Annotated in this window: 25 protein-coding genes; 13 read left to right on the forward strand and 12 right to left on the reverse strand. The window is 74.0% G+C overall.

Annotation, left to right across the window (positions count from 1 at the left end):
• Window positions 1-47: 47 nt before the first annotated feature.
• The 6 genes from ACFOSY_RS13360 (at window position 48) to ACFOSY_RS13385 (ending at window position 6430) form a co-directional block, all read left to right on the forward strand.
• Complete coding sequence (locus ACFOSY_RS13360) at window positions 48-1067, forward strand: LacI family DNA-binding transcriptional regulator (RefSeq protein ID WP_006132840.1); 1020 nt, start codon at window positions 48-50, stop codon at window positions 1065-1067.
• A 101-nt stretch (window positions 1068-1168) separates the two neighbouring features.
• Window positions 1169-2470 (forward strand): alpha/beta fold hydrolase, encoded by a 1302-nt coding sequence (locus ACFOSY_RS13365; RefSeq protein WP_394306993.1) that lies wholly within the window; start codon window positions 1169-1171, stop codon window positions 2468-2470.
• 186 nt (window positions 2471-2656) lie between these two features.
• Entirely contained in the window at window positions 2657-3400 is a 744-nt protein-coding gene (locus ACFOSY_RS13370) for a PIG-L deacetylase family protein (protein WP_394306994.1), read from the forward strand.
• On the forward strand, window positions 3397-4326 hold the full coding sequence (sigJ, locus tag ACFOSY_RS13375) for an RNA polymerase sigma factor SigJ (RefSeq protein ID WP_394306995.1): 930 nt from the start codon (window positions 3397-3399) through the stop codon (window positions 4324-4326). Before ACFOSY_RS13370 ends, sigJ begins: the two co-directional genes overlap by 4 nt.
• Window positions 4327-4605: 279 nt before the next feature.
• Window positions 4606-5589 (forward strand): GNAT family N-acetyltransferase, encoded by a 984-nt coding sequence (locus ACFOSY_RS13380; protein WP_394306996.1) that lies wholly within the window; start codon window positions 4606-4608, stop codon window positions 5587-5589.
• Between the two features lie 412 nt (window positions 5590-6001).
• Window positions 6002-6430 carry a hypothetical protein gene (locus tag ACFOSY_RS13385; RefSeq protein ID WP_394306997.1) on the forward strand — a complete coding sequence of 143 codons (429 nt, stop codon included), beginning with the start codon at window positions 6002-6004 and terminating at the stop codon, window positions 6428-6430.
• Window positions 6431-6564: 134 nt separating this feature from the next.
• Here ACFOSY_RS13385 and ACFOSY_RS13390 read toward each other — a convergent pair whose 3' ends face one another.
• Window positions 6565-8073, reverse strand: coding sequence for a cytochrome P450 (locus ACFOSY_RS13390; RefSeq protein ID WP_394306998.1), 1509 nt, complete (start codon window positions 8071-8073; stop codon window positions 6565-6567).
• Window positions 8074-8183: 110 nt separating this feature from the next.
• Between ACFOSY_RS13390 and ACFOSY_RS13395 the strand changes: the two genes are divergently transcribed.
• Window positions 8184-8792: a TetR/AcrR family transcriptional regulator gene (locus ACFOSY_RS13395; protein ID WP_394306999.1), complete on the forward strand. Its 609-nt coding sequence runs from the start codon at window positions 8184-8186 to the stop codon at window positions 8790-8792.
• Between the two features lie 85 nt (window positions 8793-8877).
• Entirely contained in the window at window positions 8878-9609 is a 732-nt protein-coding gene (locus ACFOSY_RS13400; RefSeq protein WP_394307000.1) for a DUF2470 domain-containing protein, read from the forward strand.
• Here ACFOSY_RS13400 and ACFOSY_RS13405 read toward each other — a convergent pair.
• The 3 genes from ACFOSY_RS13405 to ACFOSY_RS13415 all read right to left on the reverse strand — a co-directional run bounded on the left by ACFOSY_RS13405 (window position 9577) and on the right by ACFOSY_RS13415 (window position 12810).
• Window positions 9577-10773, reverse strand: a complete 1197-nt coding sequence (locus ACFOSY_RS13405) for a lactonase family protein (protein ID WP_394307001.1) — start codon at window positions 10771-10773, stop codon at window positions 9577-9579. The genes ACFOSY_RS13400 and ACFOSY_RS13405 overlap by 33 nt on opposite strands.
• 191 nt (window positions 10774-10964) lie before the next feature.
• On the reverse strand, window positions 10965-12221 hold the full coding sequence (locus tag ACFOSY_RS13410; RefSeq protein WP_394307002.1) for an FUSC family protein: 1257 nt from the start codon (window positions 12219-12221) through the stop codon (window positions 10965-10967).
• Between the two features lie 100 nt (window positions 12222-12321).
• Window positions 12322-12810: an FBP domain-containing protein gene (locus ACFOSY_RS13415; protein ID WP_394307003.1), complete on the reverse strand. Its 489-nt coding sequence runs from the start codon at window positions 12808-12810 to the stop codon at window positions 12322-12324.
• Window positions 12811-13081: 271 nt separating this feature from the next.
• On the opposite strand from ACFOSY_RS13415, the gene ACFOSY_RS13420 reads away from it, so the two are divergent.
• Together ACFOSY_RS13420 and ACFOSY_RS13425 are read left to right on the forward strand one after the other, a co-directional pair.
• Window positions 13082-14089 carry a phosphotransferase family protein gene (locus ACFOSY_RS13420; RefSeq protein ID WP_394307004.1) on the forward strand — a complete coding sequence of 336 codons (1008 nt, stop codon included), beginning with the start codon at window positions 13082-13084 and terminating at the stop codon, window positions 14087-14089.
• 80 nt (window positions 14090-14169) lie between these two features.
• Entirely contained in the window at window positions 14170-15456 is a 1287-nt protein-coding gene (locus ACFOSY_RS13425) for an ROK family transcriptional regulator (protein ID WP_394307005.1), read from the forward strand.
• Between the two features lie 23 nt (window positions 15457-15479).
• On the opposite strand, the gene ACFOSY_RS13430 is transcribed toward ACFOSY_RS13425, so the two are convergent.
• The 5 genes from ACFOSY_RS13430 to ACFOSY_RS13450 all read right to left on the reverse strand — a co-directional run bounded on the left by ACFOSY_RS13430 (window position 15480) and on the right by ACFOSY_RS13450 (window position 20225).
• On the reverse strand, window positions 15480-15764 hold the full coding sequence (locus ACFOSY_RS13430) for a hypothetical protein (RefSeq protein ID WP_394307006.1): 285 nt from the start codon (window positions 15762-15764) through the stop codon (window positions 15480-15482).
• Window positions 15765-15826: 62 nt separating this feature from the next.
• Window positions 15827-16858, reverse strand: coding sequence for an SDR family oxidoreductase (locus tag ACFOSY_RS13435; RefSeq protein ID WP_394307007.1), 1032 nt, complete (start codon window positions 16856-16858; stop codon window positions 15827-15829).
• A 367-nt stretch (window positions 16859-17225) separates the two neighbouring features.
• Window positions 17226-18440 carry an FUSC family protein gene (locus ACFOSY_RS13440; RefSeq protein ID WP_394307008.1) on the reverse strand — a complete coding sequence of 405 codons (1215 nt, stop codon included), beginning with the start codon at window positions 18438-18440 and terminating at the stop codon, window positions 17226-17228.
• A gap of 46 nt (window positions 18441-18486) precedes the next feature.
• The gene (locus ACFOSY_RS13445) at window positions 18487-19143 is read right to left on the reverse strand and encodes an HAD family hydrolase (protein ID WP_394307009.1); all 657 of its coding nucleotides are present in this window, start codon (window positions 19141-19143) and stop codon (window positions 18487-18489) included.
• On the reverse strand, window positions 19143-20225 hold the full coding sequence (locus ACFOSY_RS13450; RefSeq protein ID WP_394307010.1) for a PHP domain-containing protein: 1083 nt from the start codon (window positions 20223-20225) through the stop codon (window positions 19143-19145). The genes ACFOSY_RS13445 and ACFOSY_RS13450 overlap by 1 nt, the downstream gene beginning before the upstream one ends.
• Before the next feature lie 126 nt (window positions 20226-20351).
• Here ACFOSY_RS13450 and ACFOSY_RS13455 point away from each other — a divergent pair, with 126 nt between their 5' ends.
• Both ACFOSY_RS13455 and ACFOSY_RS13460 read left to right on the forward strand, forming a co-directional pair.
• The gene (locus tag ACFOSY_RS13455; protein ID WP_394307011.1) at window positions 20352-21161 is read left to right on the forward strand and encodes an SDR family oxidoreductase; all 810 of its coding nucleotides are present in this window, start codon (window positions 20352-20354) and stop codon (window positions 21159-21161) included.
• 73 nt (window positions 21162-21234) lie between these two features.
• Window positions 21235-21510 (forward strand): hypothetical protein, encoded by a 276-nt coding sequence (locus ACFOSY_RS13460; RefSeq protein WP_031020740.1) that lies wholly within the window; start codon window positions 21235-21237, stop codon window positions 21508-21510.
• A gap of 59 nt (window positions 21511-21569) precedes the next feature.
• On the opposite strand, the gene ACFOSY_RS13465 is transcribed toward ACFOSY_RS13460, so the two are convergent.
• The 3 genes from ACFOSY_RS13465 to ACFOSY_RS13475 form a co-directional block, all read right to left on the reverse strand.
• Window positions 21570-22046, reverse strand: a complete 477-nt coding sequence (locus ACFOSY_RS13465; protein WP_394307012.1) for a VanZ family protein — start codon at window positions 22044-22046, stop codon at window positions 21570-21572.
• A 70-nt stretch (window positions 22047-22116) separates the two neighbouring features.
• Window positions 22117-22779 carry a DUF4230 domain-containing protein gene (locus tag ACFOSY_RS13470; protein ID WP_394307013.1) on the reverse strand — a complete coding sequence of 221 codons (663 nt, stop codon included), beginning with the start codon at window positions 22777-22779 and terminating at the stop codon, window positions 22117-22119.
• Between the two features lie 130 nt (window positions 22780-22909).
• Window positions 22910-23287, reverse strand: coding sequence for an anti-sigma factor antagonist (locus ACFOSY_RS13475; protein ID WP_394307014.1), 378 nt, complete (start codon window positions 23285-23287; stop codon window positions 22910-22912).
• Between the two features lie 237 nt (window positions 23288-23524).
• Between ACFOSY_RS13475 and ACFOSY_RS13480 the strand changes: the two genes are divergently transcribed.
• Window positions 23525-23917 carry a VOC family protein gene (locus tag ACFOSY_RS13480; protein WP_225652731.1) on the forward strand — a complete coding sequence of 131 codons (393 nt, stop codon included), beginning with the start codon at window positions 23525-23527 and terminating at the stop codon, window positions 23915-23917.
• Window positions 23918-23925: the final 8 nt, after the last annotated feature.

A 23925-nucleotide genomic window follows, 5' to 3' on the forward strand; every position in this document is an offset into this window, starting at 1 on the left:
GCCGCCCCCGTGATTCCGTCGCCCCTCTCCCTGGAGGTCCCTGTCCGATGGCCCAGTCGGTGGGTATCAAGGACGTCGCCCGCGTCGCCGGAGTCTCCGTCGGCACCGTCTCCAACGTGATCAACCGTCCGGACACGGTCGCCGCCGAGACCCGGGCCCGGGTGCTGTCCGCCATCGACCGGCTCGGCTACGTCCGCAGCGAGTCCGCCCGCCAGCTGCGCGCCGGCCGCAGCCGCATCATGGGCCTGCTCGTCCTCGACATGGGCAACCCCTTCTTCGTCGACGTGGCGCGCGGCGCCGAGCGGGCCGCGCGTGAGGCGGGCCTCGGCGTCATGGTCTGCAACAGCGCCCAGAGCCCCAGCGAGGAGGCCGAGTACCTGTCCCTCTTCGCGGAGCAGCGGGTACGGGGCGTGCTGCTCACCCCCGCGGACGCCACCGGCCGCACCATCGAGGGGTTCCGCCGGCACGGCATCCCCTTCGTGCTGGTCGACCGGGTCGCCGAGGGCACCACCGAGTGCTCCGTCTCCGTCGACGACGTCGCCGGCGGCGCCCTGGCCGTCCGCCACCTCGTCGACGCCGGGCACCGCTCCCTCGCGTACGTCAGCGGCCCGCCCGGGCTCAATCAGGTCCGGGACCGCCGCACCGGCGCGCTGAACGCCCTCGCCGAGGCCGGGCTCGGCCCCGACAGCCTGCACGAGCTGCCCACCGAGCGGCTCGACGTCGCCGCCGGACGCGACGCGGGCGCCCGGCTGCTCGGCCTGGCCCGCCGGCCCACCGCCGTGTTCTGCGCCAACGACCTGCTCGCCCTCGGCGTGCTCCAGGCGATGTACGCGGCCGGCGTCAACGTCCCCGACGATCTGGCCATCGTCGGCTACGACGACATCGAGTTCGCCGCCGCCGCGGCCGTGCCGCTCACCTCCGTACGGCAGCCCGCCGTGACCATGGGGGCGCTGGCGGCGGAACTGCTGCTGGAGGAGACCGAGTCCACGGGCGCGGGCCACGAGCACCGCCGGGTCGTGCTCTCCCCGGAGCTGGTGGTGCGGCGCTCCAGCCTGTCGGCGCGTTGACCGATGTTCAGGAACTTTTTCATGATCCCGGGGTCGTTGGCCGAAGGAACATGTGCTGAACTGGGTCGCGGCCCGACAATCCGTTCGTACCGGGAGTCCCGTTGACCGACACCTACCGCCAGCCCGGAGTGGTCCTCACCGACCGCCGGTTCACCGTGCCGCTCGATCACGACAACCCCTCGGGCGAGACGATCGAGCTGTACGCGCGCGAGGTCGTCGCGAGTGACAAGGCGGGCCAGGACCTGCCCTGGCTGCTGTACCTCCAGGGCGGCCCGGGCTTCGGGGCGAACCGTTTCGTCGGCAAGCCGGCCTGGTTGGGGCGTGCCCTGGAGAACTACCGGGTGCTGCTGCTCGACCAGCGCGGCACCGGCGCGTCCACCCCCGCCAACCGGCAGACGCTCCCGCTGCGCGGCGGCCCCGCCGAGCAGGCCGACCACCTCACGCACTTCCGCTCCGACGCGATCGTCCGGGACTGCGAGACCATCCGCCCGCAGGTGACCGGCGGGGCCCGCTGGACCGTGCTCGGCCAGAGCTTCGGCGGCTTCTGCACCGTCGCCTATCTGTCCACGGCCCCCGAGGGACTGGACACCGCCCTGATCACCGGCGGCCTGCCCTCCCTCGACGCGCACGCCGACGACGTCTACCGGGCCGCCTACCCGCGGATCGAGCGCAAGGTCGCCGCCCACTACGCCCGCTACCCGCAGGACGTCGAACGGGCCCGCCGTATCGCCGACCACCTGCTCACCCACGACGTGGTCCTGCCCAACGGCTACCGCTTCACCGTCGAGGCGTTCCAGTCCCTCGGCCTGATGCTCGGCAGCGGCGACGGCAGCCACCGCCTGCACTTCCTCCTCGAACACGCCTTCGTCCCCACCCCGTCCGGCCCCGCGCTCTCCGACGCGTTCCAGGAGGAGGTACAAGGCCTCCTGTCGTTCGCCGGGCACCCCCTCTACGCGCTGCTGCACGAGGCGATCTACGCCCAGGACGCCCGCCCCACCGCCTGGGCCGCCGAGCGGGTACGGGGGGAGTTCCCGCAGTTCGACGCGGCCAAGGCGCTCGCGGGCGACGAGCCCGTGCTGTTCACCGGCGAAACGATCCACCCCTGGATGTTCGACTGCGACCCGGCGCTGCGCCCCCTGCGGGAGACCGCGGAACTCCTCGCCGCGCGCACCGACTGGACCCCGCTGTACGACCCGGCCCGCCTGGCCGCCAACGAGGTCCCGGTCGCGGCGGCCGTCTACCACGACGACATGTACGTGGACACCGCGCACTCCCTGGCCACCGCCCGGGCGGTCCGCGGCCTGCGCACCTGGGTGACCGACGAGTTCGAACACGACGGCGTGCGCACCGGCGGCCCCCGCGTCCTGGACCGCCTGCTGGCGCTGGCCCGCGACGAGGCGTGACCGCGCGCCTTGCCCCGGCGCGCGGGGAGGCGTGACCGCGCGTCTTGTCCTCGCCCGCGACGAGGCCCGACCGCGCGTCTTGTCCTCGCCCGCGACGAGGCCCGACCGCGCGTCTTGCCCTCGCCCGCGAGGAGGCCTGCCGCGCGCCCCCGTGCACTGTCGGTGGCGGGGGCTAGTCTGCGAGGCATGACCGAGTCGACGATCAGTCAGCTCCAGCCCATGCCCGACGACTGGCAGCGCGCGCTGGCCGTGGTCGCCCACCCGGACGACCTGGAGTACGGCTGCGCGGCGGCGATCGCCGCCTGGACCGACGCCGGCCGCGAGGTCTCCTACGTCCTGGCGACCCGCGGCGAGGCGGGCATCGACACCCTGGACCCCGCCCGGTGCGGGCCGCTCCGGGAGCGCGAGCAGCGGGCGAGCGCGGCCGTGGTGGGCGTGTCCGAGGTCGCCTTCCTGGACCACGCGGACGGCGTGATCGAGTACGGCCCCGCCCTGCGCCGGGACATCGCGGCGGCGATCCGGCGCCACCGGCCCGAGCTGGTGATCACGCTGAACCACCGGGACACCTGGGGCGGCACCGCCTGGAACACCCCGGACCACGTGGCCGTCGGCCGCGCCACGCTCGACGCCGCCGGCGACGCGGGCAACCGCTGGATCTTCCCGGAGCTGACCGAGCAGGGGCTTCAGCCCTGGGACGGGGTGCGCTGGGTGGCGGTCGTCGGCTCCGCCTCGCCCACCCACGCGGTGGACGCCACCCCGGGCCTGAAGCGGGCGGTGCGCTCCCTGCTGGAACACCGCACCTACATCGAGGCGCTCACCGACGAGGACCCGGAGACGTACGCGCGCACGCTGCTGACCGGCTTCGCGGAGGAGACGGGGAAGCGGTTCGAGAACCGTCCGGCGGTCGCCTTCGAGGTGTTCCCGAGGTGAGCGCGGTGGGGGAGAACGGGGAGGACAAGGAGGACCTGGCGCGGAGCTTCGAGCAGCACCGCGCCCACCTCAAGGCGGTCGCCTACCGCATGCTCGGCTCGCTCGCCGAGGCGGAGGACGCCGTGCAGGAGGCCTGGCTGCGGCTGGGCCGGGTGGACCCGGGGGAGATCGGCAACCTCGGCGGCTGGCTCACCACCGTGACCGGCAGGATCTGCCTGGACCTGCTGCGCTCGCGCGCCGCCCGCCGGGAGCAGCCGATGGACGACACGTTCGTCCCGGACCCGGTGCTCCGGCCGCTGTCGCGGGTCGACCCGGAGCAGGAGGCGCTGGAGGCCGACTCGGTGGGCATCGCCCTGCTCGTCGTCATGGAGGCCCTCGACCCGGACGAGCGGCTGGCGTTCGTGCTGCACGACATGTTCGCCGTGCCCTTCGACGACATCGCCCCGGTGGTGGAGCGCACCCCGGCCGCGACACGGCAGCTCGCCAGCCGGGCCCGCCGCCGCGTCCGCGACTCCGCCCCGCCGTCCGCCCCCGACGCGGCGCAGCAGCGGCAGGCCCTCGACGCGTTCCGCGCGGCGGCGCGCACCGGCGACTTCGAGGCGCTGCTCGCCGTACTTCACCCGGACGTGGTGCTGCGCGCGGACGCGGGCGCCCTGCTGGAGGGCGTGGCGGGCTCCAAGCGGCTCCAGGGCGCGCAGCGTGTCGCCGAGTCGGCGATGCTGTTCGCCCGCTTCAACGCCACCGCCCGGATGGTCCTGGTCAACGGCACCCCGGGCCTGGTCACCGTGGTCGACGGCCGCGTCGGCTCGGTCCTGTCGGCCACGGTCCACGAGGGCCGCATCACGGCCCTCTACATCCTGGCCGACCCGGAGCGCTTGGAGAGCCTGGCCCTGCCCCCGGAGGGTGAGGGGGCGGGGGACCACTGAGGACGCGCGTCCACCTGACGACCGTGGCCGCGCACCGCTCACCCCGCCCAGCCGCGGACCGTCGGTGCCCCGCTGAAGCTCCTACAGATCGTCAAGCCCGTGGACGGGGTCCCTAGGATGCGTTCGTGGCGCCATTCGACGAGGTCAAGGCGACCCCACCTCGTCGCCCTCGTCCGCGCCGGAGCCTGCTTCGAACGCGGCCGGCTCGTTGAACGGCCACAGGCGACCGCGGCATGAATAGGGTGGCGGACCTGCCGCGAAGTCCGAGATCATCCGATCATGTCGGATGACGCCCCAGGACAGGATCTTCCGTTCGGCTTCGCGTTCCGGCCGTATCGCGGCGACGAAGACCACGGCCCCATGGCGGCAGTGCGGCTGGGGTGTGCCGAACGGGACCGGGTCGATGCCCATTCGGTTGTGGAAGGGCTCCCGACGGCGGCCGAGATCGCCGAAGCCTCTGCCAAGCTGGAGGAGCCGTCCAAGAACCAGATCCTGGTGGTGCGCGACGGGAGCGTCGTCGGCTACGCGACGATCCGGTGGTGGCAAGAGCGGGACGATACGTGGCTGTACCTGCACCGCGGCTACCTCTTGCCCGAGCATCGCCGCCAGGGCATCGGCTCAGCCATGTTGAGCTGGGCCGAAGAGCGGATCCGCCGGCTCGTCGAACAGCATGGAACGGCGCGAACGGCAGTGATCGGCGCGAATGCCATGGCCTCCGAGGAGGACGCCACGGCACTCCTGCTCGCAGCCGGCTACCGACGTGTCTTCAGTCTCGTCGAGCTGGAGCTGGGCGATCTGCAGCAGTTGCCCGAGCGGCGCAGCGAGCTGCCGACAGGGACACGGACGGGGCCGATCGGGACAAGCCACTACCGTGCAGCCTGGAGGACGGTCGTCGATTCGTATGCGGACACCGGTTTCGCTCGGAAATGGCCTTTCCAGGACTTCGTCGACACCGCCGACCCGGCATGCTGGAGGGCTGCATGGAACGGGCAGGACATGGTCGGCGTCGCCCTCTGCTCCATCCGCCGGCACGACCACACCGTGGGCGAGGTCGAAGAGTTGAGTGTCCGGAGAGACCGGCAACGCCTCGGAATCGGCCGGGCCCTGCTGTTGGACGGGCTGCGCAGCCTTCGCGAGCAGGGTGCAACGACCGCCCGGCTGTTCACGGGCACGGCAAATCCGCACCGGTCCTACGATCTTTACGAGAGTGTGGGGTTCCGGCGACAGAACGAGTACGTCCGTTACCGCAAGCCGCTTGCATGACCGACCGGTCATTGGGCTGTCACCTTGCGCCCACTTGGCAGCTCTCTGCATGACCCAGGACAGTCGGCCGACGCAGGCTTGAGTCTCCCGTAGGGGGAGGCACGAAGGTGCAGGCATGGACGGCGACACTCCGACACCGGGATCGTGCCGCCGACGGACCGCAGCCCGGCCGGCTCGACCTCGCTGTCATCCGGCAGGTGCTGAACCGGGAGGTCTCGGTCCCGGAGGTCGCGGCCGCACACGCCGATGCCCTGGAGGTGCAGATCCGTACCCTCCGACTGCGGCGCGCGGTGCTGCGAGCGGTGGCCGAACGGGGCTCCACTCGACGCCAACGCCGAGTTCGTCGACATGATGCGCTCGGCCATGCCCGGAACTGCCGGACGACCCCGACCCCCACCAGGTCGACGCCTGGGTGGAACTCGCCGAACTCACACAGGACCCCGACTTCCGCGCCGCCGTCCGCCGGATGGCGCGGTACCAGGCGGCCGAGCGCGCCCAGGGCGACGTCACCGGCTTGCACCACGACCTCACGGAGACCGTCCGCGACAGCGTGGGTCGCGCACTCGATGCCGGCGTCGCTCCCACCTCGGCGGAGGCCGCACCCGTCATCGACGGCCTCACCGTCCGCTACGCGCAGACCTTCAGCCGAGCCGACGACGCCGACTTGCGCCACTGGCTGCTGACCCGTCTGGACATCGCCGGCGACCCCCGCGCGGAACGCTACTGGCACCTGCTGGCCGTCATCAACGGATGGCCCGCCCCGCCGAGCCTGGCACCGGTCTTCACGTGGTTCACGGAAGCCCTGCGCGCTCACACCCCGCCGCAGCCCCGCGTGCAGTAGCCCCACACCTGACGGTCGCTCCGACCCTCGCGGCGATCACGCGGCGAGGGTCTCGAAGCGCACGACAAGGTGACCGTCCTCGACGCGGTTTCCGGCTCGCCTGTCGGCTCAAGCGCGCGAGCGCCACTCACCACTCACCGCCCGCCGGCCTCCGGCCGCTGACCGCTGTCCGTCCGCTGCCCCGGAATGTCCGCCCGCCGCGCGCTCCGCCGTTCCGGCCGCAGCCGCAGCCCCTCCGGCATCAGCGTCAGACGTTCCGTCACGCGGAGGCGGTACGCCGGGTCCGGGTGCAGGTCGTAGCGGCGCAGGAGCAGGCCCAGGATCAGCGTCGCCTCGTGCAGGGCGAACTGGCGGCCGATGCAGGCGCGGGCGCCCGTGCCGAACGGTTTGTAGGTGTGGGGCGGCCGGGCGCGTACCGCCCGGGGTTCGAAGCGGTCCGGGTCGAAGCGGTCGGCGTCCGCGCCCCACACCTCCGGGTCCCGGTGCAGCATCGGGGTCAGCACCAGCGTCCACGCGCCGCGCCGCATCGGATGCTCGTCCGCGAGCACCGTGTCCTCCGTCGCCTCCCGCGAGTACGCCGGCGCCGTCGGCCACAGCCGCAGCGCCTCGTCGAGGACGCGTCGGACGTGGCGGAGGCGGGCGACCTGGTCGTAGGCGGGCGTGTCCGTGGCGCCCCAGACGCGGTCCACCTCGGCGCGGGCGCGGTCCGCCACGTCCGGGTGGAGGGAGAGGTGATGCAGGGCGAAGGACAGCGCGCCCGACGTGGTCTCGTGGCCCGCGACCAGGAAGGTGATCACCTGGCGGCGCACGTTCTCCGGTGACAGCCGTTCCCCGGTGGCCGGGTGGGCGGTCTCCAGCATCCGGTCCAGCAGGTCGCCGTCGGCGTGCCCGTCCGCGCGCCGGCGGCGGACCACCTCGTCGACGATGTGGCCGAGCCGCGCGATGTCCCGCTCGTTGCGCCCGTTCGCCCGGCGCAGCAGCAGCGGGGCCAGCGGCGGCGGCACGTTGTTCAGCCGCTGCGCGTGGCTGAGGGTGCCGATCATCGCGGTGACGAACGGGTGCGGGCGGGACCGTTCGAAGGAGCCGAAGTCGTGCCCGAAGCCGGTGCGCGCGATCGTCTCCAGCGTCAGCTTGGTCATGTCGCCGGGCACGTCCACCCAGCGCCCGTCCGCCGCCGCGCGGTCCCAGTGCTCGGTCAGGCGCGCGGCCACCGACAGCATCATCGGGTGGTAGCCGGACATCGCCTCGCGGCTGAACCCGGGCGCCAGCACGTCGTGCGCCAGCTGCCAGTTGGGCTCGTGGTTGTACGCGGTGAACAGCCCGTCACCCGCGAGCGGGCGGAGGTTGGCCACGCCCAGCCCCACGTGCTTGGCGAACCGCGACTCGTCGGCCAGGTCGGCCGCCAGTCGGGCGCCCCACGTGAACACGAACTCGTTGCCGAAGACCTTGCGCCGGAAGATCGGCCCGAGCCGCCGGGCGATCCGCACCGAGTCCTGCACGGGCGTGCGTCTGCTCGACCCCATGACGTCGCCGAGCAGCGGCAGCCGGTACGGCGGGTGCGGTATGCGGTCCAGGGCGGGCCAGCCCTGCTCCGCGCTGCGGAACCCCTTCGGCACGGCGGTCCGTGCCGTCGTCTCCGCCATGACGCGGTCTCCTTCGGTCCGGCGAGCGAGTACGACGTGTTGCACATGAGTTCAATAACGCGGATCCAGTCTGGTCCGGCCGCCGGACCGGCGTCAACTACAGTGCGGGAATGGCCGTGGACCAGGGCGGGCGCGCGCGCCGCCGGCTCAGCACCGAGGAGCGCCGGGAGCAACTGCTCGCGGTGGGTGCGCGGTTGTTCTCCGAGAGCCCGTACGACGAGGTGTGGGTCGAGCAGGTCGCCGAGATCGCCGGGGTGTCGCGCGGACTGCTGTACCACTACTTCCCGAACAAACGGGACTTCTTCGCGGCCGTGGTGGAGCGCGAGAGCGAGCGGATGCTCCGGATGACCGCCCCCGTGCCGGGCGTCCCGGTGCGCGAGCAGCTCACCGCCGGGCTCGACGCCTACCTGGAGTACGTCGAGGCCCACGCACACGGCTACCGGGCCTTCCACCGCGCCGACGCGGCGGGGGACCAGGCGGTGCGACGCGTCTACCGGCGGGCGCTGGCCGCGCAGGAGCGGCAGGTCCTCGCCGCGCTCGCCGCCGACCCCGAGTTCGGTCCGGTGCTGGAGTCCCGGCCGGACACCCGGCTCGCCGTGCGCGGCTGGCTGGCGTTCACCACGGCCGTCTGTCTGGAGTGGCTGCGCGGGGCGCACTTGGGGCGTGAGCAGGTACGCGACCTGTGCGCACGCGCCCTGCTGGGCGTCCTCACACCCTGAAGGCACGTAAGAGATCACCTCGGCCGGTTGGCGCGCGCCCCGATCTTCGATAGGTTAGGCAAGGCTTACCTAATAGGAGGTTGGGATGGGTGACCACACGCACGGCTGGGCCGCCGCGCCGGGCGCGGCCGAGCGGGCCCGCTCGGTGCTCGCCGCCGCCTGGTCCTGCACGGTGACCGCGGAGGGCACCCGCGAGGAGCTGGTCGGCGCGCACACCGTCACGGACGACGGGCGGGTCCTGCTGGACGTGCCCGAGGACGGCGCTCTGCACGCCGCCGCGCTCTGCGCGCCGCGCGGGGAGCCGTCCGCCGTGCTGGAGTTCGCCGACGTCGCGCCCGTCCCCGTGCGCGACCGCGTCCGCGCCCGGGTGTGGCTCGCCGGATGGTTCTCCGCCGAGGACGGCCGGCTCGCCCTGCGGCCCACCCGGGTGGTCCTGCGCCGGCCCTCCGGCGCGCTGCTGGTCGGCCCCGACGAGTTCGCCGCCGCGGCCCCCGACCCGCTGGCCGGCGCCGAGGCGCGGCTGCTGACCCACCTCGCGGACTGCCACGCCGACGCCGTGGACCGGCTCACCCGCCTGGTGGACCCGGCGAGCCTCCAGGGCGCGGTCCGGGTACGGCCGCTCGCCGTGGACCGGCACGGACTGACCCTGCGCATTGAACGCGCCCGCACCGACGGCGACGTACGGCTGCCGTTCCACGCGCCCGCCGACGACGTCGCGCAGCTCACCGAGCGCATGCACGTGCTGCTCTCCCAGGCGGCGAACGCCGCCTCCTGCCCCCGCCCGCTACAGCGGCAGCGCGCAGACGGCGACGGGTGACGCGAACGGCTCGCCGGCCGAGCGCAGTTCACCGCTGTCCGCGTCCACGAGGAACACGCTGACGTCGTTCGACTTCTGGTTCGCCGTGAACAGCAGTCCGCCGTCGGGGGAGAGGGCGAGGTGGCGCGGGAAGTCACCGCCGACCGGCACCGTGCCGAGCAGCCGCAGCCGGGCCCCGTCCTCCTCGACGGCGTACCGGGCGACGCTGTTGTGGCCCCGGTTGGCGAGGAACGCGTACCGGCCGTCGGCGGTGACGGCGAACTGCGCCGGGTAGTTGGTGCCGGAGCCCGAGCCCGTCGGCTGCGGCTCCCCGATCGTCAGCCGCCCCGACCCGGGCTCGTAGGCGCACACCGCCACCGTGTCGTCGACCTCGTTGGCGAGATAGGCGTACCGCCCGCCGGGGTGGAAGGTCAGGTGGCGCGGTCCCGCGCCGGCGCGTGCGGCCGCCCGCGACACCTCGGTGAGGGTGCCGGCTTCCTCGTCGAGGCGGTACGTGTACACGGTGTCCGTGCCCAGGTCCACCGCCAGGACGTGACCGCCGTCCGGGGCGGTGACGAACTGATGGGCGTGCGGGCCCTGTTGGCCCGGGCCCGGGGGCGGCGCGGAGTGGGTGACCATCGCCGTGCGCTCGCCGAGCGCGCCCGACGTCTCGATGCGGTGCACCGCGACACTGCCCGAGCCGTAGTCGGCGCTCAGCAGGAAACGCCCGCCGGGATGCACCGACAGATGGCACGGTGAGGAGCCGCCCGTGGCGCTGCTGCCCAGCACCGTGCGGTCGGACAGCCGCACGGCGGTCACCGCGCCGTCCTCCCGCTCGTTCACCGCGTACAGCGTCCGCCCGTCCGGGTGCACCGCCAGGAACGACGGGTCGGCCACCCCGCCGACGACGCCCGCGCCGGTGATCCGCCCCGTCGCCGGGTCGTACGTCGCCAGACCGATGCCCTCGCCGCCGCCGTCGACCGAGGTGTACGTGCCCAGGTGGAGCGGGCGCGGACCCGAGGGCGTCGCGCTCGGCTCGGGCGGGCCGGTCACCGTGGCCGGGGCCCGCGGGGTCGCCGCGTCGGGCGGCGGGCCGCCGCCGTCGCAGGCGGGCACCGACATCCCGGCGGCCGTCCCCGCGAACGCGCCCACGAAACGGCGCCTGCTCAAACCGGCCCTGTCCATCACACGCACCTTCGGTCGTCCCCCGTCCCGCTCGCCTCGGGACACCTTGGCGTCGATCACCCGTCGAACGCAAGGGAACCCCGCTCGCGCGGGCGGGTCGCGGGCCGTCGATCCGGGGCGCGGAGCCACGCGTTCCAGCGCTGCCCTGCCTCAGCGCCGCCCGGCCGGCTCCCAACCCGCCGGCTCCCGCCTCAGCCCCGCCCCGCCGGCTTTCCGTCCCGGTTCCGGCGGAAACGGGCCGGCAGGCCGGACAGCCGGTCCCGCATGCGGGTGAGCCGGGGCAGCCGTTCCCGCTGCTCCCGCGAGTGACGGTCCAGCTCCTCGAAGAGCCGCCGGGTGCGGTGCTCGGTGTCCATCTCGTCGAGGATGCGGTTGACTTCCGTCAGCAGGGCGCCCAGCAGCTGCCACCGCTCAGGGTCGCGCCGGGCCTCCTCGTACAGCAGCTCCGCCAGCCTGTCGCGGGTGCCGGCCGCCTGCCGCAGCTGCGAGGCGAGCCGTTCCTCCGCCGACTCGGCGTTGGCGCTCGCGCTCGTGGTGACCAGCACCGCGAAGCTCACCACGGCGTCGGCGATCTCGGCCAGCTGCTGCTCGAAGACCTCCCCCGTCTCCTTCGTGAAGAGACGTTCCGGCTCCCGTTCCTTCGCCAGGTCGGTCAGCGTGCGGGCCAGCACGCGCAGCACCACCGTGCAGATCTCCAGCGTGTCCAGACCCGTGCGCAGCACGACCCGGTGCAGCAGCCCTTCCCGCACCCGCGGGTTGAGCCGCAGGCTCTCCTCCGCCTGCCGCAGGTCCGCGTCCACCTCGCTGATGTCGTGGTCCAGCCTGCGCGCCTCGTGCAGCCGGGCGGCCGCGCGCGCCGCGGGCGGACGGCCCGCGGCCTCCTCGCCGATCCGCAGCATCAGCTGCCGTACCCGGCGCGCCAGCTCCTCGATGGACTCGCCGGCCTCCTCCACCCACACGGGCGGCGCCAGCAGCAGGTTGAACCCCATCCCCACGAAGGCGCCGATCAGCGTCTCCACGATCCGCGCCCAGGCGGTGTCGCCGTGCGTGGTCACCCCGAGCACCAGCATCGCGCTGATCGCCACCTCGGGCACGAACTCGCCCGCCCGCACCAGATGGCCGGTGACCAGCGCGGCGAGGATGAGCAGACCGAGGCTCCACCAGGTCAGACCCACCAGCAGGCTGAACAGGATCGCCAGCACCACGCCGGTCACCACGGAGTTGACCCGGCGCAGACCCGTGGTCAGGGTCGAGTACAGGGTGACCTGGACGACGAGCAGCGCCGTCAGCGGAGCGGTGAGCGGCGCGGCCTCGGGGCTCAGCCGCACCGCGATCACATAGGCGAGGGTCGCCGCGGCCGCCGACCGCACCGTCTGCACGGTCAGCGGATCACGGTGCTGCTTGAAGAACCGGACGGCAGGCGCGGTCATCTGGCGTACGACGTGCATCCTCGGACGGTTCCCCCTCCGCGCGTGTGACGAACGTGTTCCACCGTGACGGCAGTCACCCGGGGTACGGCAACGGGACCACACCCGTCGCCCGGCGGGGTCACAGCTTGTCGATGAAGGCGAAGAGATTGCCGCGCGTGCGGTCGATCTGCTCCTCCAGGGTGAGGCTCTCCTCGAACCGCGCCCCGGTCTCCGGGACCTTCAGCCCGCGCAGATAGAGGGAGCAGGCCAGATCGGTGCACATGTAGGCGCCGACCGAGTTGCCCTCCCGGCCCGCGGGACCGGACTTGCGCGCGGTCATCAGCGCCACCCCGCCGCGCGGATGGGTCGTCAGACACAGCGAGCACATGCTGCGGTGCAGGAAACCCCGCTGGGCCGGCTGGAAGCGCAGCGCCACCCCGACGAGCCGGTCCTGCCGCTCCACGACCAGATAGCTGCGGTCGGGCGCGCCCGGATCTCCCCAGCCCAGGAAGTCGAGGTCCTGCCACGGACGCCCGTCCAGGTCCCGGGGCACGTTCAGCCGCTTCGCCTCACCCTTCGAGCAGTTGATGAACGAACCGCGGATGTCCTGCTCGGTGAGTGCTCTCATGACGTCGTCTCCTGTGATGTTCCGTCAAACCTAGGGGTCCTAGGTTTCGGCGGCCAGCGTAGGGATCGGCCCCGCGCCGGGGCCAACGGTTTGCCCCCGCGCCCCGCCGCCGCCCCGCCGTGCCGCGCCGCCGCCCCGCCCCGCCGCCGCCCCGCCGTGCCGCCCCGCCGCCCCGGCCCGTCGCGCCGAGGGTCGCCGCCCACCGCCCCGCACCCGCCCCGAGGCGCCCCGTACGCTGTACCGCAGTCGCCGAGGGGGAGGGGAACGCACGATGGGGGACTCCCGGGAACGGGCCCGCCGGGTGCTCGCGGCCGCCGGACTGCCGCCCGACGCCCTGGCCGGGGTGCGCCCGCTGGCCGGGGGCACCTACAACACCGTCGAGGAGATCCTCCTGTCCGACGGTACCCGGTACGTCCTGAAGGTCCCGCCCCCGCCCACCGTGCCCGGACTGCGGCACGAGCGGCGGCTGCTGGTCGCCGAGGCCGGCTTCTGTGCCGGGGCGGAGCGGGCCCGGGTGCCCGCGCCGCGCGCCGTGTCCCTCGCCCCGGACGACCCCGAGCCGTACCTGCTGCTCACCGCCTGCCCGGGCGTGCCCTGGCCCGAGGCGGCCCCCGCCGACGAGGAGCGCGCGGCCCTGCGCACGGAGCTGGGCCGCCAGGTGGCGCGGCTGCACCGGGTCACCGGAACCGCGTTCGGCTACCCGTCCGGCGCCCTCGGCCCGCTCGCCCCCGACTGGCGGACCGCGTTCACCGCGATGACCGACGCCGTGCTCGCCGACGCCCGCGACCACCGCCCCTGGCTGCCCCGCCCCGTCGACGAGGCGGCCGCCCTGTTCCGGGCCGCCGCGCCCGCGCTTGACGCGGTCACCGTGCCGGTGCTGGTCCACTTCGACCTGTGGCCCGGCAACATCCTGGTGGACCGCCCGGCCGGCGGACCCGCGCGGATCGGCGGACTGATCGACGGGGAGCGGATGTTCTGGGGCGACCCGGTCGCCGACTTCGTCTCCCTGGCGCTGCTCGACGACATCCGGCGGGACGACGCCTTCCTCGCCGGTTACGCGGAGGACGACGGCCCCGCGGTCCTCGACGAGGCGGCCCGCCTCCGCCTCGCCCTGTACCGCGCCTACCTCGACCTGATCATGCTCACCGAGACGGTGCCCCGGGCCGTGGGCGCCGAGGACGCGCGCCGGGTCCGGGAGTGGGTCGGCCCGCACCTGGAATCCACGCTGGACGAGATCGCGGAGGCGACCGGATGCGCCCCGAGTAAGTTCACATCGTGAACTAAGGGGAAGGAAAAGTCGCGCCGGGCCGCCGCTCGGCGGTATGTTGCAGGTCGGGCCGGGTGTATGGGAGGAGCCACATGGCGGGCAACGGGCGCACGGTGCGCGACCTCAGGCGGGCCAACCGTACGGCCGTGCTCCAGCGGCTCTACTTCGACGGCCCCCTCAGCCGCTTCGAACTCGGCCCCGCGACCGGCCTCAGCTCCGGGTCCGTCAGCAACGTCGTCGCCGACCTGATCGCCGACGGACTGGTGGAGGAGGCCGGCAGCGTCGACTCCGACGGCGGCCGTCCCCGCACCCTGCTGCGCGTGGCCCCGGCCAGCGGCCACATGATCGGCGTCGACGTCGGCGAGACCCGCGTGCGGGTCGAGCTGTTCGACCTCGCCCTCACCGAGCTGGCCCGCACCGAACGCCCGCTGGAGCAGCAGCGGTACGAGGTCGAGGTCATCGTGGACCACATCCGCTCCGGCATCGACGAGGTGCTCGCCGCCGCGGACCTGCCGCCGGAGCGCCTCCTCGGCGTCGGCATCGGCGTCCCCGGCATCGTCGAGCACACCGCCGACCGGGGCGCGGTGGTGCACGGACAGACCATCGGCTGGGACGCGGTCCCGCTGGAGTCCCTGCTCCGCGACGGCTCCCCGCTGCCCGACGGCGTGCCGTACTTCATCGACAACGGTGCCCGGACGCTGGGGCAGGCCGAGATGTGGTTCGGCGCGGGACGCGGCGCGGGCAACGCCCTCGTCGTCCTCTTCGGTTCCGGCGTCGGCGCCTGTCTCGTCACCCCCGAGGTGCGGCACGGCCGGGCGGTGGAGTGGGGGCACCTGACCGTACGGGTCCGGGGCCGCCGCTGCCGCTGCGGCGCGCTGGGCTGCCTGGAGGCGTACGCGGGCGCGGAGTCGCTGCTCGCCCGCTGGCGCGAGGAGGGCGGCCGGGTACCGCAGGACACGGACGAGGAGACGGCGCTCACCGCGATGCTCGCCGCCGCCTACCCGGTCGACGGCGCCGACGCCGACCCCGTGGCCCTGGCGGTGCTGGAGGAGACCGCCGAGTACCTGGGCGCGGGCCTGTCCGACCTGATCAACCTCTTCCAGCCGGAACGTATCCTCATGGGTGGCTGGGCCGGCCTCCAGCTCGGCTCCCGCTTCCTGCCGGCCGTGCGCCGCCACGCCCTGTCGTACGCGCTGCGCCATCCGGCGGAGCGGGTCACGATCGAGCTGGGCAAGCTGGGGCCGGACGCGGTCACCGTCGGCGCGGCCATCCTGCCGCTCGCCGACTTCTTCGACCGGGGCGGGCGCCGCCCCGAGCCGGACCCGGCCGTTCCCGCGCCCGCCTGGCGCACGGCCCTCAAGGACCGCGTACCACGCTGAGCGCAAGAGGGTCTGCTCCGGGGTCAGCCGGTGGACTCGTCCGGCACCGGGGCCTCCGGGTAGGACGCCGCCGAGTGCGGCGCGCCCTGGCGGCCCGTGCCCGCCTCGTCCGTGTCGGGCACGTCCTCGGCGGACTCGTCCCCGTCCGGCTCCCCGTCCGGCTCCTCGGCCTTCCGCTCGCTCTCCCGCTCGGCGGCGGCCGGCGCGACCTCCCAGGGGTCCTCGTCGGGACCGGCCTGCTGGTCGGGCATGTCCCGTGGGACACCCGCGCCGTTCTCACCGGGACCTTCGAGGCGATGGTCGGTCACGACGCTCTCCCTTCATCCGTACGGCCCACGCGGGTACCCCGCCCGGCCCCGCGCAACCAGCCCTACCCCACCGCGCTGCCGTGCAGCGGAGCCGTGTTCTCCCCGGCGCCCTGCCGCATGCCCAGCAGGAACTCCTCCACCACCTGCGTCGCCGTGCGCGTCGGCCGCCAGCCGAGGTCCACCCGCGCCCGCGTGCAGTCCATCAGCGGCAGCCGCAGCACCGCGTCGAACAGGTGCGGGGAGGCCGGCAGCAGCCGCAGCCCCCACGCCGCCGCGACCGCCGACCGGGCCGCCGCGCGCGGCAGCCGCACCCGGCGCCCGCCGAACATCTCGCCCAGCAGCTCCACGTCCACCGTCGGCTCCGCCGCCAGGTTGTACGGCCCCCGCGCCTGCCCGGACAGCACCGCCAGCCGGTACGCCCGCGCCGCGTCGTCCGTGTGCAGCACCTGCATCCGCAGACCGGGCACGTCCGGCAGGAACGGCAGCAGGTCGGGCCGCGCCAGCTGCCCCGGCAGATGGCGGCCGCCGAAGATACGGCGCTGCTCGCTCGCCGACTCGCGCTTGAAGAGGAACGCGGGCCGCATCCGCACCACCCGGAGACCGGGCCGGTCGCGTTCCACGATGTCCAGGGCCCGCTCCAGATATGCCTTCTCCCGGCAGTACGCGGCGTCCGGCCAGCCGTGCGTCGGCCACGACTCGTCCACCGCGCGGTCCTTCGGGCCGGGGGAGTACGCCCCCACCGACGAGGCGTGCACCAGCGTCGGCACCTCCGCCCGGGCCACCGCGTCGAACACGCGCATGCTGCCGAGCACGTTGCTGCGCCAGGTGGTCGCGGGGTCGTGCGTGGGCTGGAACGCCCAGGCCAGATGGATCACCGCGTCGGCGCCCGCGAACTCCCGCACCAGGTCGAACCGGTCCGAGGCCACGTCCACCGCCGACCACTCCGTCTTCGGCGGCGACCAGTCGGGGATCCGCCGGGTCACGCCCAGAACGGAGCCGACCTCGGGTTCCTCCGCGAGGGCCCGCACCACGCTGGTCCCCACGTTGCCCGTGGCGCCGGTCACGACGACCCTGAGTCCCGCTGCGCTGCTCACCTTCCGCTCCCTCCGACGAGCCGCGGCACCACTGCTCCGCGGAGCCGTCCGGGTACCCCGCACGCGCGCGGGCTCACGCCGGCCGGAACCGGGCGAGGGATACGGGGGATGCGGGGGATACAAAAAGAGCCCCGGCCGCGACGGGGGAATCACGGCCGGGGCGGCTCACAGGTGGGTGCGCATGGCGGTCGCCTCTCGGCGAAAGGCTCCACAGGGCTTCAGCCGAACGATCGTCCCTGTGGGCGAATGGTGAGGCCCGGGGGCACTGTCCCATCCGCACCCACGATCTGTTCAACGGGCAACAGCCTCGCTGTGTTCCGCCCGCGGTCCTGTTCCGCGGTGACGTGTGTCACCACGCAGGGGGAGGTCAGCGGCCCCGCGCGTCCGGGGCGAGGTCCGCCCACAGGTTCTCCGCCTGGAGCACCAGCGTGCCCAGCACCGCCGTCCGGGCCGCGCCCCGCCCAGCCTCCCGGGTCAGCCCCTCCTGGAGCCGGGTGTGCAGGTCCCGCATGGCCGCGTCGGTCCGCTCGTCCAGCAGCGGGTCCGCCGACCCCTCCTCGCCCAGCAGCCGGTCCGCCTCGGCGCGGCAGCTGTCCCCGAGCAGCTCCAGCAGTTTCCCGTAGGAGCACAGCACCTCCGGGTCGGGCGCGGCAGGGGAGCGCTCCTCGTCCGCGGCGACGGCCAGGCTGCGGGTCAGCGCCGTGACATGGCCGGTGATCCGGCCGAGCCGCTCGTCCTCGTCCTCCGACGGCAGGGCCTGGGTCGGCGCCCGGTGCAGCGTGCGCAGCACACCCGACGTCAGCCGCATGCTCTCCCTGCTCCAGCCGCGCGCCGAGCGCAGCGCGTCCAGCCGGTCCTGGAGCCGTTTCGCCGCGTTCAGCCGGCCGACCGCCGTCTGCGCGTCCCACTCGCCCTCGCGCAGGTCGCCCGCGACGGCATGCAGCACCTCGCCCGCCTCCCGGGCCAGCGCCGCCAGGTTCTCCCGCACGTCCCGCAGATGGACCGGCGGCAGCACCAGCGCGTTCACCGCGACGCCGATGACCGCGCCGAGCGCCGCCTGTCCCAGCCGGTGCCCCACGGCCGCCGCGCTCACCGTGCCCGAGGCGATGGTGAACACGGCCGTGGTCGCCGCGTAGATGCCCTGGTCGCCGAAGCGCGGCCAGTTCGACAGCAGCACCAGGACCGGCACCGACAGGGCGATCGCGCCGGTGGTGTCGTCGGTGACCGCCTGCGCCCCCGACGCCACCAGCGCCCCGACGCAGATCGCGGCGAACTGCCGCGCCCCCGTCACCAGCGAGCTGTACACGGTGGCCTGCACCAGCACCAGCGCGACCCACGGCGCCATCAGCGCCATCGGGTCGCCGAGCCACACCTGCGCCACCAGCCAGGCCAGCAAGGCCGCCAGGGCCGCCTTCAGCGACTGCACCAGCAGATCCCGCTCCCGCCCCGGCCCGCGCACGGCGGCCCGCGCCGCCCGGCCCACCGACCGCGTCTCCCAGCGCACCGCGTCCGCCGCCCGGGCCGGCCGCCCGCTCGTGGCCGCGCCGTCCCCGTTGTTCCCGTCGTCGATCACCCGCGTCATGGGCCTGCGGTTTCCCTGACGCGCCGGTCACGAAGCATGCGGAATCTCACGCCAGCGGGGAGTCCGCCAGCGACGCCAGCAGATGCGCCGGGTGGTCGTACACCGCGCCCGCGCCCGCGTCGGTCAGGTCGGCGCGCGGGATGCCGCCGCACAGCAGGCCCACGCAGCGCACCCCGGCCCGGGCGCCCGCCCGCATGTCCCACACCGTGTCGCCCACGAACACCGCCCGCCCGGCGGGCACCCCGGCCAGCTCCAGCGCGTGCTCGACGGGCTCGGGCGCCGGCTTGCCCTGGTCCACGTCGTCGGCGCTCGCCGTCGCGGAGATCGCCCGGTCGGCGTCGATCGCCCGGCGCAGCGCGTCCAGCTCCGCCCCGCCGGCCGAGGTGGCGAGCACCACCGTCCAGCCGTCGTCGTGCAGCCGCTCCAGCAGCCGGCCGGCGTCCGGCAGGGCCGGCAGCCGGTCGAAGTACTGCCCGTACAGCGTCTTGTGCGCGGCGCTCAGCTCCGCGTCGCGGGAGGCGTCCCGGTCCTCTCCGAGCAGATGCGCGATCAGATCGGTGGACGGCAAGCCCACGGCCCGGTGGACGGCGTGCATGGGCACCTGGTGCCCGGCCTGCCGGAACGCCTCCCACCAGGCCGTGACATGCAGATGGTTGGTGTCGGCCAGAGTGCCGTCGACGTCGAAGACCGCCGCCCGTGTCATCAAGACCCTTCCTTTCCTCGCGGACCCGTACGGGTACCACCGCGCCCGCCCGCCACGCCCGCCGGCGTTCTGCGCTCCCGCGCCCAGGCGAGCAACTCCTCCAGCCGCCAGGTGGTGACCACCCGCCCGGGCGGCACCCCGCACTCCTCGGCGCGGGCACACCCGAGGATCTGCCAGTCCAGCTGGCCGGGGGCGTGCGCGTCGGTGTCCACGGAGAACAGCACCCCCGCCTCCACCGCGCGCCGCAGCAGCCGCCGGGGCGGGTCGAGCCGCTCGGGCCGGCTGTTGATCTCCACGGCGGTGCCGGTCTCCGCGCACGCCGCGAACACCTCGTCGGCGTCGAACTCCGACTCCGGCCGGCCCCGCCCGCTCAGCAGCCGCCCGGTGCAGTGCCCGAGCACGTCGGAGTGCGGGTTCCGCACGGCGGCCACCATTCGGCGGGTCATCGACCGGGCGTCCATCCGCAGCTTGGAGTGCACGGACACCACGACCACGTCCAGCCGCTCCAGCAGCTCCGGCTCCTGGTCGAGGGAGCCGTCCTCGAGGATGTCGCACTCGATGCCGGTGAGCAGCCGGAACGGCGCCCACCTCTCGTTGAGCTCCGCGACCACCTCCAGCTGCTCCTTGAGCCGCTCGGTCGACAGCCCGCGCGCCACCGTCAGCCGGGGAGAGTGGTCCGTCAGCACCGCCCACTCGTGTCCCAGCGCGGCGGCGGTGCGGCCCATCTCCTCGATCGGGCTGCCCCCGTCCGACCAGTCGGAGTGCAGATGGCAGTCCCCGCGCAGCAGCGCCCGCAGCTCCCGCCCCGCCCGGTCCTCGGGCTCGCGCTCCGCCTCCTCGCGCAGCTTGCGCAGGTACTCGGGGACCTGCCCGTCCAGCGCCTCCACCGCCACCTGCGCGGTCTTCGGCCCCACGCCCTTGAGCCGCTCCAGCGTCCCGGCGGCGGCCCGCTCCCGCACCTCGTCCGGGCCCAGCTCCGCCAGCGTGCGCGCCGCGGTACGGAAGGCCCGGACGCGGTACGTCGGAGCCAGCGACCGCTCCAGCAGGAACGCGATGTCCTCCAGCGCCTCCACGGGGTCCATGGCCACCTCCTCGCTCCAGGGTTCCCCAGGGCGCGCGGGGCCGCACGCCGCTCGGGGCGGTTGGCCCGCGCCGCCACGGGTACTGCGAGACCCGGCAGCGCGGACACCGACGACGAGGAGGCCCGCATGTCCCTCTCCACCCCCGTGGACGGCAAGGTCGCCGTGATCACCGGCGCGGACTCCGGCATCGGCCGGGCCACCGCCGTACGGCTCGCCGCCGCCGGCATGGACGTCGGCATCACTTGTCTCGGCGACCGCGAGGGCGCGGAGGAGACCGCCGAGGAGGTGCGGTCGCACGGCCGTCGTGCCGAGGTGACCCGCCTGGACCTGACCGAGCTGCCCGGCGCCGCCGGCACGATGGACGAGCTGTGCGACCGGCTGGGACGCGTCGACGTGCTGGTCAACAACGCCGGAACCGGCACCATGACGCCCTTCCTCGACCTGGAGCCCGAGAAGGTGCGCGAGGTCCTCGACGTCGACCTGCTCGGCCCGTTCCTGTGCTCGCAGAGGGCGGCGCGCCACATGATCGGGCAGGGCGACGGCGGCCGGATCGTCAACGTGACGTCCGTGCACGAGCACCAGCCCCGGGTGGGGGCCGCCCCGTACTGCGCGGCCAAGGGCGGCCTCGGACTGCTCACCCAGGTGATGGCGCTGGAACTGGCCGAGTACGGCATCACCGTGAACGCGGTCGCGCCCGGTGAGATCGCCACCCCCATGACCGGCCAGGAGGACACCGACCCGCACACCGAGCCCCGCCCCGGCATCCCTCTGGGGCGCCCCGGCGACGCCCGTGAGGTCGCCGCGGTGATCGCCTTCCTCGCCGGCCCCGACGCCTCGTACGTCACCGGGGCCTCGTGGAGCGTGGACGGCGGCATGCTCCGCATGGGACCGCAGGCCGGTTCGCACCTGACCAGCGACGACTGGCGCCGGCCCTGAGCCGCGGAGGAGGGGACATCGGGTGTTATGGCCGGGAAGCCGTGATCATGCCGTTTGGGGCTACTCTCGATGCATGACCGAAAGCGCGAGCCCGTACATGTCGCAGCCGCGGATCACGGTGCTCGGGGTGCAGCCCGGGGTCCCGCCGTTCCGGATCGTCGAGATCGACGGAGAGGTCGTCGGTGAGGCCAGGTCCGTCACCGACGTGCTGCAGGCAGCCGTCGCGTACGGCATCACGGTGCACGATCTGGACGACCCCGACACGGTCCGCTGGGTGGGCGGGGACAAGTTCACCTGGTCCACGCGTCAGGCCCCCCGCGCCCGCGAGGAGCAGCGGGGCAGGCCCTAGACAGCCGTACGCCCCCGTCCACGGAGAACGGAGGCGTACGACGTGCGGGGGCCGGTGGCTCACTTCTTCGTGCGGCGTGCGTGCACGGCCCTGCTCATCCGCCGGCCCAGGAGCAGGTAACCGATGAGCGCCCCGGCGGTGTTGAGGATGACGTCGTCGATGTCGAAGGCACGGCCGGTGACCAGCGCGCCCTGCGCCACCTCGACCAGCAGCATCACCACGGCCGTCAGGACGAGGATCCGCAGGAAGCCCCGGGTGCGCGGCGCGACGACCGGCGCGAGCACCCCGAAGGGCACGCCCAGCAGGATGTTGCCGCCGATCTGCTTGACCGCGTCCCGCAGGGCCGGCTGGTCCAGGTAGGCCCGCAGGGAGCGGCCCGGGTGCAGGTTGGTGTGCGTCAGGGCCTCCGAGGCTGGGGACGGCTGCAGTGTGAGCCGGGCCAGCACCACCGCGAACACCACCATGAAGGCGAAGGCGCACAGCAGCACCAGCAGCCGCAGGGGCAGCGGGAGCGGTTGGGGGGCGGCGCGGGCCATCGGTCATCCTCCGGTCGTCAAGGTCGTCGAGTGTTACGGCGGTTACCCCCGGTCGGAGCGGACAGTCCGGTCAGCCGGCGAAGGTGACCCGCACCCGCTCGAACCCCAGGGAGCGCAGCAGACCCTGGAGCATCTCCCGGGTGTTGGTCTCCGCCCGCGCGGTCAGCCCGCTCTCCTCGGCCGCCTCCCGGATGTGCCGCACGGCGAGCTTCTGCACGGCCTGTTCGCTGTTGGGGTTGTCCGAGAAGAGGTCACCGAGCCGGTCGAGCAGGCCGCGCTGCTTGGAGACGGCGTAGGAACGGTCCACGTCCAGCGCCGGGGTGCCGAGACGGGCGCGGGGCAGCCTGAGGACGGCGGATGTGCGGTCCTCGTCCACCCGGACGTCGCCCTCCTTCAGCCCGCCGAGGTCCACATAGGCGTCCACGGTGCCCGCGCCCACGTACAGGGTGCGGCTGCCGCGGACCGCGTCCGGCAGGAACTTGGTGTCCTTCTCCAGGTCCACCACCACCTGGAAGTTGCCCGAGGCGGCGTCGTAGCGGCTGATGTCCTGGATGGACTCCAGCAGCGCCGGCCCCGAACGGTCGCGGGTCTCCGTGCCGAACAGGTCCTTCAGGCCCGGCAGCACGCTCAGCCGGATCCCGGCGAACAGCACGGCCAGCACCACCACCGTGGCGGCCAGCGCCTTCACCCAGCCGGGCACGCGCGCGGTCGGTCGCTCCACCGGAGTCGTCATGGCGACGGCCCTCCTTCCTCCCGTCCGCATGCCCGCCATCTCACGGAACAGGCAGGGCAGTTGGGGGACAGCCCCCGGCACCGGGGGCATGGAGGGGGCGCACGGGCGGGGCGGACCCGCGGCGGGCCGGCTACTGCACCGGGCCCGACCGCGACCCTGGTGCGGTCAGCGCCGCCTCCACGGAGGGCCACGGCGGCAGCAGACGGGTCAGGCCGGTGATGCGCAGCATCCGCAGGGTCAGCGGATGGGTGCAGACCAGCTGCAGCCGCCCGTCGGTGAGCCGGTGCCGGGCCCGGTAGAGCAGCCGCAGCCCGGAGAGGTCGAAGAACTCGATGTGGGTGAGGTCGATGACGACCTGGGCGTCCGGCTCGGCGGTCGCCAGGTCGAGGTGCGGCTCGATCTCCGCGGCGGCCGCGATGTCGATCTCACCGTGGAACTCCAGCACGGTGTGGCCCCGGTCCCGCCGCACGCGCAGATGCCGCGTCAGCGGCGGGGGTTCGTACCGCACGACGCCATCGCCTCCAGCCTGCTGGGTGCTCCGGGGGAGGGTCACCGGCCCCAACACCGGCCCCCGGCACGCGAGTTACTTGCCGACGACTGCATTTGAGCATGTTCGGATGACATATGTCTTCGTCTTGCGACCGAGTTTTTCGCCACTTCGATCCATGACTGAAAGCGCGTGAGCGCGGACAGGTGTCACTCAGGCGGGGCCGGAGCGCCCCGCATCCGATGCCGCGGAGGAGACATGGCACTGGTGACCACGGGCGTGGTGGTGCTCGACTGCGCCGAACCCGAGAAACTCGCCGAGTTCTACCGAGAGCTGCTGGAGGCGGAACACGTCGACGCGAGCGCCAACCGGGTGGAGATCCGCGCCGCCGACGGCTTCCGCCTGGCGCTGCGGCGCGACATGAACGCCACCGCACCGAGCTGGCCGCGCCCCGAGAACTCCCTCCAGGCGCACCTGGAGTTCGTGGTGGAGGACCTGGACGGGGTGGAGCGGAAGATCGTGAGCCTGGGCGGCCGCCCGACGGAGAGCGGCGACCCGAACGGACCGACGGAGGAGCGCGGGTACGCCGATCCGGCGGGGCACTCCTTCACCGTGCGCAGAGGCGTGCCGACGGCGCCCAAGCAGGGCTGAGCGTTCCG

The organism is Streptomyces lusitanus, assembly GCF_042647945.1.
Lineage (GTDB): Bacteria > Actinomycetota > Actinomycetes > Streptomycetales > Streptomycetaceae > Streptomyces > Streptomyces pseudogriseolus.

Coding starts and splice junctions, on each gene's coding strand:
- ACFOSY_RS13360 (WP_006132840.1), top strand. CDS start 48: ATGGCCCAGTCGGTGGGTATCAAGGACGTCGCCCGCGTCGCCGGAGTC.
- ACFOSY_RS13370 (WP_394306994.1), top strand. CDS start 2,657: ATGACCGAGTCGACGATCAGTCAGCTCCAGCCCATGCCCGACGACTGG.
- ACFOSY_RS13380 (WP_394306996.1), top strand. CDS start 4,606: ATGTCGGATGACGCCCCAGGACAGGATCTTCCGTTCGGCTTCGCGTTC.
- ACFOSY_RS13390 (WP_394306998.1), bottom strand. CDS start 8,073: ATGGCGGAGACGACGGCACGGACCGCCGTGCCGAAGGGGTTCCGCAGC.
- ACFOSY_RS13395 (WP_394306999.1), top strand. CDS start 8,184: ATGGCCGTGGACCAGGGCGGGCGCGCGCGCCGCCGGCTCAGCACCGAG.
- ACFOSY_RS13400 (WP_394307000.1), top strand. CDS start 8,878: ATGGGTGACCACACGCACGGCTGGGCCGCCGCGCCGGGCGCGGCCGAG.
- ACFOSY_RS13405 (WP_394307001.1), bottom strand. CDS start 10,773: ATGGACAGGGCCGGTTTGAGCAGGCGCCGTTTCGTGGGCGCGTTCGCG.
- ACFOSY_RS13410 (WP_394307002.1), bottom strand. CDS start 12,221: ATGCACGTCGTACGCCAGATGACCGCGCCTGCCGTCCGGTTCTTCAAG.
- ACFOSY_RS13415 (WP_394307003.1), bottom strand. CDS start 12,810: ATGAGAGCACTCACCGAGCAGGACATCCGCGGTTCGTTCATCAACTGC.
- ACFOSY_RS13420 (WP_394307004.1), top strand. CDS start 13,082: ATGGGGGACTCCCGGGAACGGGCCCGCCGGGTGCTCGCGGCCGCCGGA.
- ACFOSY_RS13425 (WP_394307005.1), top strand. CDS start 14,170: ATGGCGGGCAACGGGCGCACGGTGCGCGACCTCAGGCGGGCCAACCGT.
- ACFOSY_RS13440 (WP_394307008.1), bottom strand. CDS start 18,440: ATGACGCGGGTGATCGACGACGGGAACAACGGGGACGGCGCGGCCACG.
- ACFOSY_RS13445 (WP_394307009.1), bottom strand. CDS start 19,143: ATGACACGGGCGGCGGTCTTCGACGTCGACGGCACTCTGGCCGACACC.
- ACFOSY_RS13450 (WP_394307010.1), bottom strand. CDS start 20,225: ATGGACCCCGTGGAGGCGCTGGAGGACATCGCGTTCCTGCTGGAGCGG.
- ACFOSY_RS13455 (WP_394307011.1), top strand. CDS start 20,352: ATGTCCCTCTCCACCCCCGTGGACGGCAAGGTCGCCGTGATCACCGGC.
- ACFOSY_RS13460 (WP_031020740.1), top strand. CDS start 21,235: ATGACCGAAAGCGCGAGCCCGTACATGTCGCAGCCGCGGATCACGGTG.
- ACFOSY_RS13465 (WP_394307012.1), bottom strand. CDS start 22,046: ATGGCCCGCGCCGCCCCCCAACCGCTCCCGCTGCCCCTGCGGCTGCTG.
- ACFOSY_RS13470 (WP_394307013.1), bottom strand. CDS start 22,779: ATGACGACTCCGGTGGAGCGACCGACCGCGCGCGTGCCCGGCTGGGTG.
- ACFOSY_RS13480 (WP_225652731.1), top strand. CDS start 23,525: ATGGCACTGGTGACCACGGGCGTGGTGGTGCTCGACTGCGCCGAACCC.